Source organism: Armatimonas sp., assembly GCF_031410135.1.
Classification (GTDB): Bacteria; Armatimonadota; Armatimonadia; order Armatimonadales; family Armatimonadaceae; genus Armatimonas.
The window spans coordinates 1-8,416 of the sequence record NZ_JANNYP010000743.1; the positions used below are offsets into that span (position 1 = coordinate 1).

Annotated in this window: 11 protein-coding genes; 8 read left to right on the plus strand and 3 right to left on the minus strand. The window is 55.2% G+C overall.

All coding sequences use genetic code 11. The annotated features are described in order from the left end of the window. Positions 1–192: 192 nt before the first annotated feature. Genes RMO15_RS27110 through RMO15_RS27120 form a run of 3 tightly spaced genes read left to right on the plus strand, consistent with a single transcriptional unit; the run spans position 193 to position 2,138 of the window. Positions 193–441 carry a helix-turn-helix domain-containing protein gene (locus RMO15_RS27110; protein ID WP_309720217.1) on the plus strand — a complete coding sequence of 83 codons (249 nt, stop codon included), beginning with the start codon at positions 193–195 and terminating at the stop codon, positions 439–441. Positions 442–450: 9 nt separating this feature from the next. Further along, complete coding sequence (locus RMO15_RS27115; RefSeq protein WP_309720220.1) at positions 451–1,362, plus strand: ABC transporter permease; 912 nt, start codon at positions 451–453, stop codon at positions 1,360–1,362. Further along, positions 1,359–2,138, plus strand: a complete 780-nt coding sequence (locus tag RMO15_RS27120) for an ABC transporter ATP-binding protein (RefSeq protein WP_309720223.1) — start codon at positions 1,359–1,361, stop codon at positions 2,136–2,138. The genes RMO15_RS27115 and RMO15_RS27120 overlap by 4 nt, the downstream gene beginning before the upstream one ends. On the opposite strand, the gene RMO15_RS27125 is transcribed toward RMO15_RS27120, so the two are convergent. The 3 genes from RMO15_RS27125 to RMO15_RS27135 all read right to left on the minus strand — a co-directional run bounded on the left by RMO15_RS27125 (position 2,135) and on the right by RMO15_RS27135 (position 4,280). Then, on the minus strand, positions 2,135–2,455 hold the full coding sequence (locus RMO15_RS27125) for a YtxH domain-containing protein (RefSeq protein WP_309720225.1): 321 nt from the start codon (positions 2,453–2,455) through the stop codon (positions 2,135–2,137). The two genes, RMO15_RS27120 and RMO15_RS27125, sit on opposite strands and share 4 nt — an antisense overlap. After that, positions 2,445–2,897, minus strand: a complete 453-nt coding sequence (locus RMO15_RS27130; RefSeq protein ID WP_309720228.1) for a hypothetical protein — start codon at positions 2,895–2,897, stop codon at positions 2,445–2,447. Before RMO15_RS27130 ends, RMO15_RS27125 begins: the two co-directional genes overlap by 11 nt. Before the next feature lie 204 nt (positions 2,898–3,101). After that, on the minus strand, positions 3,102–4,280 hold the full coding sequence (locus RMO15_RS27135; protein WP_309720230.1) for a ParB/RepB/Spo0J family partition protein: 1,179 nt from the start codon (positions 4,278–4,280) through the stop codon (positions 3,102–3,104). A gap of 64 nt (positions 4,281–4,344) precedes the next feature. On the opposite strand from RMO15_RS27135, the gene RMO15_RS27140 reads away from it, so the two are divergent. Genes RMO15_RS27140 through RMO15_RS27160 form a run of 5 tightly spaced genes read left to right on the plus strand, consistent with a single transcriptional unit; the run spans position 4,345 to position 8,124 of the window. Then, positions 4,345–4,866, plus strand: coding sequence for a DUF4446 family protein (locus tag RMO15_RS27140; protein WP_309720232.1), 522 nt, complete (start codon positions 4,345–4,347; stop codon positions 4,864–4,866). Beyond that, complete coding sequence (locus tag RMO15_RS27145) at positions 4,863–5,477, plus strand: sigma-70 family RNA polymerase sigma factor (RefSeq protein WP_309720234.1); 615 nt, start codon at positions 4,863–4,865, stop codon at positions 5,475–5,477. The genes RMO15_RS27140 and RMO15_RS27145 overlap by 4 nt, the downstream gene beginning before the upstream one ends. A gap of 8 nt (positions 5,478–5,485) precedes the next feature. Next, positions 5,486–6,409 carry a hypothetical protein gene (locus RMO15_RS27150; protein WP_309720236.1) on the plus strand — a complete coding sequence of 308 codons (924 nt, stop codon included), beginning with the start codon at positions 5,486–5,488 and terminating at the stop codon, positions 6,407–6,409. Continuing rightward, complete coding sequence (tilS, locus tag RMO15_RS27155) at positions 6,387–7,766, plus strand: tRNA lysidine(34) synthetase TilS (RefSeq protein ID WP_309720239.1); 1,380 nt, start codon at positions 6,387–6,389, stop codon at positions 7,764–7,766. The genes RMO15_RS27150 and tilS overlap by 23 nt, the downstream gene beginning before the upstream one ends. A 7-nt stretch (positions 7,767–7,773) precedes the next feature. Next, positions 7,774–8,124 (plus strand): hypothetical protein, encoded by a 351-nt coding sequence (locus RMO15_RS27160; RefSeq protein ID WP_309720241.1) that lies wholly within the window; start codon positions 7,774–7,776, stop codon positions 8,122–8,124. Positions 8,125–8,416 lie beyond the last annotated feature (292 nt).

Below are 8,416 nucleotides of genomic sequence, written 5' to 3' on the forward strand. Positions count from 1 at the left end.
TCTCAATCCACCGCTCCTCCACCGCGCCACTGAGGAGTTGATAGAGCCCCGAGCCACCGAAAATTCCCACCTGTGTCATACCCTCTGTTATACCTGAGTTCTTAGCGCTTTTTGCACGCCTTGTTCACCTCTTGATATTTCCTGGCAAGTGCTTGACATTCCTAGGGGCAGGGGTTATACTTGCCAAACAGGATGCTTGTCATCCAGTTGAAAATAGGAGCAGTAAACGAGACGATGGATTCGGAGAACCGGGAACTTTTGACAGTGGAGCAGGCAGCAAATTACCTGCAGCTGTCTCAATCCAGCATCCGCTCGTATATCCGTCAGGGAAAGCTTAAGGCCTTTCGTGTGGCGGGGAAACGTAAAGTTCTCATTCACCGGGAGGATCTCCTCAAGCTCCTTGAGCCTGCCCGTGAAGAAGAACCCAACACCGCTGAGTAGCAACGAGGCATGAGCCTCCGAACGCTTCTGGAGGAAGCGCGGGAAGCATGGCGCTACCGTGAACTCCTCGATAACCTAGTCCGCCGTGAGCTCGATGTCCGCTACAAAAACTCCAAGCTCGGTGTTGCTTGGTCTCTGGCAAATCCTGTTGTTCGTGCGCTGATTCTCGCGGTTGTTTTTACCTACATTGTCCAGATAAAAATAGAGGGGAGTCCCTACTTTCCTTTTGTGGTGGCGACATTTTTCCCTTGGACGTACTTTCTCACGGGCGTTCTGGATGCAGGCGACTCGGTCTCTAAGCATCTGCCACTCATTCGGAAAGTCTACTTCCCGCGTGAGCTACTGCCTCTGGCAACCACGATTGCTAACTACCGCCACTTTCGGCTGACACTTTTGGTAGTGGTGCTGCCCCTCGTGTTTTTTCTTTATCTTAGTGACTGGTTACGCAATGGTCACTTGACATTCCCTCCCGCAGGGATTCTGCTATTGCCCGTTCTGGTCGTCATGCAGACACTGCTTATCGGAGGAATCGCGTTCTTCCTTTCTGCACTCAACGTATTTTTCGAGGACGTGAAGTTCCTGACTGCCGTCGCGCTGGATCTCCTTTTCTATGGCGTCCCGATAATCTATTTTCTGGAGATGGTGCAGTACTCGGATAAGATCCCGGACTGGCTCCAAGGGCCGGTCTATCAGGCCTACTTGCTCAACCCTATTGTGGTGATCGTCACCAGCTACCGTGCGTTTTTGCTCAATCCTGTCAACATGCCCGCCGGTGCCTTGGGGCTAACCTCGCCCACCTCTGTGAATCATCCCGTGCCCTGGCCCTACTTTATCTTTGCCTTTGTGGTCTGTGTCGCAACTTTTATCGGGGGGTATGCATTCTTCAACAGCCGCAAGTGGCGCTTTGTGGAGCAAGTGTGAGCCTGCCTGCCATTGAGCTTGCCAATGTCACCAAGCGTTTTCGGCTCCGTGAAGACGGTTATGCGGGGCTGAAGGGTAGGCTGGGCCAGCTCTCAAAAGGCATCAAGCCAACCTATAAGATCGTCGCGGCGCTTGAAGATGTCTCGCTGACGATCCACAAGGGGGAGACGGTGGCGCTGCTTGGGCGCAATGGCTCGGGGAAGTCTACGCTACTTTCGCTGATTGCCAATGTCATGAAGCCCGATGAAGGCACTGTGGCGTTTCCGGCATCTGCTGACCCAACGCACCCTCGTCTCGCCCCGCTGCTGGAAGTCGGAGCAGGCTTTCACCCCGATCTGACGGGTTTGCAGAATATTACGTTCAATGGTTCGATCTTAGGGCTCACACGGGCGCAGATGGAGGAGCGGCGTGAGGAGATACTTGCCTTCGCGGACTTTGCGGAGCCCAAATACTACAACATGCCCGTTCGCACTTACTCCTCAGGGATGTTTGTGCGCCTCGGCTTTGCTGTCGCTGTCCATACCGACCCGGAGATCGTGCTGGTGGACGAGACCCTCGCCGTCGGGGACGCGCTTTTTCAAGAGAAGTGCCTTGCTAAGATCGCACAGTTTCAGCAAGAGGGACGCACGATCGTGGTGGTGAGTCACGACATGGAAGCGGTCAAAAAAGTAGCGACCCGAGCGGTGTGGCTTGCACAGGCTCGGGTCGCCGACGATAGCACCGATGTGGAGAGGGTGATCCAGCGTTATCTGGACTCTCTCCACGAAGCTCGCTAAGCGCCTGCCGCTTCGGGCTCGACAGCTCCAGCAGCTTCGCCGCGTTTGCCAATTCGGGCAGCAACGCTAGAAGCGGACTCTTTGACACTGGAGGCGATGGTCGTGGTCTTCTCCTTCAGAGTTCCACCGACCTCGGTTGCCTTGGTGCGGGCTTTGTCGTAGGTCTCAGTGGTCTTCTCTTTGAACTCGCCGCCCTTTTCTTTGAGCTTGCCGCGGGTCTCTTCGCCGCTTTGCGGCGCGTAGAGGAGGGCTAGGGCCGCACCCAGTGCGCCGCCGATAAGTAAGCCAACCAGAAAGTCACTTTTATTATTCGCCATGATGAGGGTTCTCCATTACAGATACAGAAATTTGTGGTTTATTTGATTGTAGCACACTCAATGATGGTCTCGCACGAAGTGCCTTAGCACCCGCTGCGACACCCGCAAGGAGCGCATTGAGGCTGACAAAGGGGCTGTGGATGGTTTTTTGCACCAGACGTGAGGTGGTCTCTGTCTTGGCCTCCACGGTCGCTGCGACTGCATCTCCGTGTGCCAGCAAGCTCTCCGTTGTGCTGCCGATGGTGGCGAGCTTCTCATTCGTGAGAGCCAGGGCCTGATCCGCCTTCTGCAAAAGCGGCTCGACTTGTAGCGTGAGTGCCTCCAAGCGGCTATTGACCTTGTGAAGCACCATGGTCAGTCCGACGACAATGAAAGTCAGGATCAGGGAGAGTCCCAGATACCAGATGATAACCAGATTGCTGGCGACAGGGTTGAGGTTCATAGAAAAATACTCAGAATTTTTGCTCTCGATTATATAGATAATACCGCCTCGCACCGAGAATAAGAACATCTCCTTTCTACCACTTAACTTGATAACTGACCTGCGGAACTCTCCGCAGGTCATTTTTTTGGTTTTGAGATAAAAAACAAACCCCGCTTGGCTCTGCCAGGCGGGGAGATTGTCAATCGACGATCGGGTAAATGCCTACGCGACCATTTTTAGTTTTGTCGCTTGCGCGTCAAACTTGGGCTTGTACATCGGGCAGCGGTAGCTCTTTGAGTGCTCTTTCGGGTTCTCTGCCTCGGCGACAAAGATCTTGCCACCCGTAACCCCACACTTTTCAAAATTGCGGTCGTAGTTGCCGCAGTCGTAGCAGCGGCGTAGGATTGTCCAGCAGATCGAGCAGCGCACGGAGCCGATGAGTTCTACACGCCCACAGAGGGGGCAGTGGATATAGACCTCGCGGAATCCAAAGTCCTTGGTGGCTAGGGCATCTCGAAGCTTAGAGTTAAAGCTCTCTAGATCCCGCTGAAGCTCTGCGGTAGTGGCCAGAAGCTGATTCATGTGCTCCGCCGTCAGAAACTCCCCAATGCGGTCATCTAGCATGTCAGAGAGCAGGGATGACTGTTTCTCAATTCCCTTGAGGTGCTGCTCCGCTGTCTGGGCCTTGTAGGGCTTCTTACGCTCTTCTCTGGCTCCCAGGCTCCTTAGCATCTGCTCGGTGACACCTACGGAGACACGTAAAAACGCTTCTTTTTTTGCGGGGAACTGCTTGATCGCACTGAGAATTTTCTCCAGATCCGAGATATTGAGTTTCTCACTCTTGATTTTCTCGACAAGCCGGAGCTGGCACACCGTATCCTCATTGATAGCGAGTAGGGCGCGGGCATGACCTTCCTGGAAGACCGCACCTTTGGCCGGATTTTGGATGAGCTCTTGCTGGATCTGAGCAGGAAGCTCCAGAAGCTCCAGAGTCCGTCGAACCGTGGTCTCAGAGACTCCAAGAGTTTTTGAGATTTTCTCATAGCTCATGTGCTGAAGAAGTCCCTGCATCGCACGGGCCTTCTCAATAATGTTCATGTCCTCGCGCTGGTAGTTCTCCAGGAGGGCATCAGTGGCAGCATCTTCGTCGTTTAAATCCCGCACAATGGCTAGGATCGTGGGGAGCCCGAGCATTTTACAGGCACGGTAGCGCCGCTCTCCCATCACAATTTCAAAAAAACCTTTGTCAGCGCCCGCGAGGGGACGAACCACAATGGGCTGCAGAACACCACGTTCTTTTATGGAGGCGGCGAGTTCTTCCAGGGATTCCTGATAAAATGTTCGACGCGGCTGATTTTCGTTTGTACGAATCTTGTCTAAGGGCAGGTTCTCGGTGGCCATAGTTACTCTCTCTGTGAGATTGTTGGATTTTGCGATTGGAAACTGGAGGTTGGATATGGAGGGCTTGAATGGGCTTCTAGGTGGGTTGGTGCGTTGGGTTGAGACCCAACCTGGTGTGGCATTACTTAGCTTATTACTAGCCAATACACTGATACTCATCCTGGCAGTGATAAGCCTCGCCAAGATACAGAAGCTAAACCGCCGACAGACGTTGATGCTTCGTGGCGTGGATGGAGGAAGTCTTGAAAATCTCTTGCTAGACTACTCTCAGCAAGTTCCTAGTTTCAAAGGCGGCTTAGATCGAGCGCTAACAACTAGCCAGGCCAATGAGGCAGCCTTGCGACAGACTCTTCGTCGGGTGGGACTGTACCGCTATGATGCGTTTGCCAATGTTGGGGGGATGCAAAGTTTCTCGCTGGCGCTCCTAGACGAGGCCGCGAATGGCATTGTCCTGACGGGGCTCTACTCACGACAGGACATGCGGGTCTATGCCAAGCCAGTCATCAAGGGGAGCTCTGATATTGCTCTTACCCTAGAAGAGCAGCGTGCCATCTCAGAAGCGCGTCTCCCTGCGGAGCAAGAATGACCCTGACACCCTTTGAAGAAAAACAGCTCATTGAGCGGAGCCGCAAGGGCGATGTTGCCGCTTTTGACAAGCTTGTGCGGCGCTATGAGCGCACGGTCTACAACGTGGCCTACCGCCTGAGTAACTCCCATGACGATGCGGCAGACATTGCCCAGGAGGCGTTTGTACGGGCCTGGAACAACCTTAAGTCGTTTCGGGGCGATGCACAGTTTTCGACCTGGATTCATCGGATTGTTACCAATGTCTTTCTGGATGACAGAAAGAAAAAGCGCTCACGACCGACAACTTCTCTAGAGGAGTCGGTTGACCTAGATGAAAACAGTATCACTCGGCAGTATGAGGATACCTCCCCCGGCCCTGAGGCGCTTATGGAAGGGGAAGAGCGTCGAATGATCTTGGAGAAGGCTGTTCAGACTCTCCCGGAAGCCCAGCGCGTGATGATCGTCATGTACCACAACCAGGGGCTTGCCTATGAAGAGATCGCCGAGATCACGGAGCTTCCCATTGGCACGGTGAAGTCACGCCTCAATCGTGCTCGGTTAGCACTGCGCGACCGGCTGGGTAAAGTGGCGGAACTTTTTGGAGTAGAGGGAAGTCCTACCCTCCAGTAGGAACAAATATGGATAGCAAACAGTGGCGCGAGATCGCGTCTGAGTATATCGAAGGAACCCTGTCTGCCGACAAGACTCGTGAAGTACGAGAGTTTCTGGCCATAAGCCCAGAAGCCCGTCTGGACGAGCGAGCCCTGCGTGGGATCACACAAAACCTGAACGACTTGCCCGATATAGACCCACCGCTTTTCTTTGCGGACAATGTTATTGCCCGGATTGAGCGAGAGCGAGAAGAAGCACAGCAGAAAAGCTGGCGCTCCTGGCTCCCGAACTTTGGGCGCTTGGCACTGGGCTCTCTGGTGGCTGGTGGCGTCATGGCGGGAGTGGCCTGGCAGTTCTTCTTCCCACGCGCCAGTCAAGTCAGCCAAGCAGGTTGGGTAGGGAAGCCTACAAATCCTGTGCAACCCACAAGTGCTGCGCCAAGACCGACCCTGAAGCTCTCAGCCGTCAAGGTTGAGGGGGCAACACTTACGTTTAATCTCACGCTGGAGAACGCCGAGTCTGCGATGGTGCTTGCCAGTGTCTCGGGCGGCCCCACGACAGGCGTCTCTTTGGGAGGTACCGAGCCACCGACCCGTCCGCTGAAAGTCCCGCTCGATCCCGCCCAAGAAGTGCAGACAATTAAGCTGCTCTCGGCGGCGGAGGGCATCAAGGGCGAGCAGTGGCTGATTACACCTCTGGCGAACTTGCAACCTGCTAGTGCCCGTCTCTCGTTTGGGATGGGAGAGCTCCCGTTGACACCGCAGGCACTTTCGGAGCTTGCCAAGCGATTTGGTCAGGCGATCACCGTGGTGGATGTCCCGCAGTCGGAGCGCCGGATTCAGTTCGATGCCCGCAACGAGACCTTGGAGGAGCTCCTGACACGCCATCTGGGGCCGCTTGGAATGACGGTAACCCGCGCCGAGAACCGTGTCGTCGTCTCCGCAAAATAGCGCACTTTCCCCGCTTGCCCGCTCTCTGGTCACTTTTGTCCAGGAGCGGGCTTTGCTGTTTTCTGGTGAGCACCCCCTCATCGCGCTCTCGGGGGGAGCCGATTCGTGCGCCTTGCTTCTGCTTTGGTGCGAAGCTGCTGAGGCTGGATTGCTGCCGCAAGCGGCGGGTGTCGCACACTTTCACCACGGCATGCGGGGACGCGATGCCGATGCCGATGCGGGTTTCTGTGGGGCGCTGGCCACGCGCTATGGCCTGCCCTGTGTGATTGAGCTCGGAGCCCTCTCGCAAGCCAACGAGGCTGAGGCACGCGCCGCACGCTACGCCTTTTTGCAGGCCGCCGCCATCGAGCTTGAGGCCCAGGTGATCGCCACCGCACACCATGCCGACGACCAGGCAGAGACCGTGCTGATGCGCGTTTTCCGAGGCACCAGCGTCAGTGGTCTGGCAGGCATTCCGGTGCGTCGGGGAAATATTATCCGCCCCCTGCTTTTTGCCCGCCGAAGCGAGATCGAAGCCTACTGCCAGGAGCGAGGCATCGCGCCACGCCACGATCCCACCAACGACAACCCACGCTATCCCCGAAGAAAAGTCCGCACGCTCCTCCCCGAGCTTGCTCATAGCTTCAATCCCCGCCTTACCGAAGCCCTCTGCCGCCTCGCCGACCACGCCCGTGATGATGCCGCATATCTTGATGAGTTGGCCGAGAAAGCTCCAGCCACCAAAGATCTACGCTCCTTGGCCCGCCCAATCTTGCGCCGTGTTCTCCTCAAGAGGCTCTGGGAGCTGAGCCAAGGCGACGGTGCATTGCGCGAAGAGCTGGCGACAACTGCTTGGGTCGAGCGGCTTGAGCGTCTTCTGAGCACAGAAGGAACTCTCCAACTGCCGGGTGGCTGGGAGGCGCAAGCTCGTCAAGGAAGCCTCAAGCTCGTTCCTAAACCACCTGTCCAGCCCCCAAGCGCGTGGCAGGCAGAGTTCACTGTCCCGGGAAAGATCGCGCTTCCTGCGGGCACGTGGCTCGTGGCTCGCGTGGACGCACCCATGCACTCCTCTCTGCGACACCGACGCTCGCTTCGTGTGGACTGTGGTACAATCCCCGCAACTTTAACCATTCGCACCGTGCGGGATGGGGATCGGATCGCGCCACTGGGTATGGGCGGAAAAACACGCCTGGTACGAGACTTGCTCCGAGAGGCACAGATACCCGCCGATCTGCGCGGCTTTCAGCTGGTCGTGGAGGCTGAGGGCGAGATTCTGTGGCTCGTGGGAATCGCGCAGTCCGAGAGCACACGCGTGCCTGAAGGGGTGGAGCGCGTGCTTTTGCTTGAGGTACACAGTACAGCGCCATCGGAAAAGTAAGAAAATAATGAGTCTGCAAGAACAAGAACCCAAAGAGGAAGTACAGCCTTTTGGCATTACCCTCATCGCTGCGCTGACGGCCATTATCCCACTGGTGGTCTTGCTACGAGGGAATGCCTACACGGTTAGTATCTTTGCGGCACTCCTAGGAGTGGCGGCAGGTGTGGGGCTGTTTCTGCAAAAAGCGTGGGGCCGCTGGCTGACCATTTTGTACTATGTGATAGCCGTAGTGTTTTTGCTGGTAGAGAGTAAAGGGACTCCTCTCGCACTGTTAGCTTGCGTCCTACCTATCATAATTCTGGTGTATCTGTTTTTGCCTGGTGTCGTCGCCTGCTTCGCTCCCAAAAAAGAAAGTTGAAAAGCCAGCCTGGTTGTGCCATGCCGATCTAACTATTAGTTGCGAGTTTGGTTTTGCTAAGTGGGACTCAGTTGTATTCAAGTGGTTTACTACTGGAGTGTGATTAATACCTCTCAATGGTTTCAACCATGAAATGAGTCACACCCAAATTATTTAAGAAATAATGCCATTTCTATTGTTGAATTTAAAACCTTATGCTATACTCATTTTGTTGGAGTTAACAGAGAGCAGTAGTGCTTTCACCGATAACGAATCATTGAAGGATTAGTAGAAGTATCGTGTGGGCTATCGT

Bases quoted from the DNA above. Each gene is read 5' to 3' on its own strand.
- RMO15_RS27135 (WP_309720230.1), bottom strand. From the start codon at position 4,280: ATGGCCACCGAGAACCTGCCCTTAGACAAGATTCGTACAAACGAAAAT.
- RMO15_RS27110 (WP_309720217.1), top strand. From the start codon at position 193: ATGCTTGTCATCCAGTTGAAAATAGGAGCAGTAAACGAGACGATGGAT.
- RMO15_RS27150 (WP_309720236.1), top strand. From the start codon at position 5,486: ATGGATAGCAAACAGTGGCGCGAGATCGCGTCTGAGTATATCGAAGGA.
- RMO15_RS27145 (WP_309720234.1), top strand. From the start codon at position 4,863: ATGACCCTGACACCCTTTGAAGAAAAACAGCTCATTGAGCGGAGCCGC.
- RMO15_RS27160 (WP_309720241.1), top strand. From the start codon at position 7,774: ATGAGTCTGCAAGAACAAGAACCCAAAGAGGAAGTACAGCCTTTTGGC.
- RMO15_RS27115 (WP_309720220.1), top strand. From the start codon at position 451: ATGAGCCTCCGAACGCTTCTGGAGGAAGCGCGGGAAGCATGGCGCTAC.
- RMO15_RS27130 (WP_309720228.1), bottom strand. From the start codon at position 2,897: ATGAACCTCAACCCTGTCGCCAGCAATCTGGTTATCATCTGGTATCTG.
- RMO15_RS27125 (WP_309720225.1), bottom strand. From the start codon at position 2,455: ATGGCGAATAATAAAAGTGACTTTCTGGTTGGCTTACTTATCGGCGGC.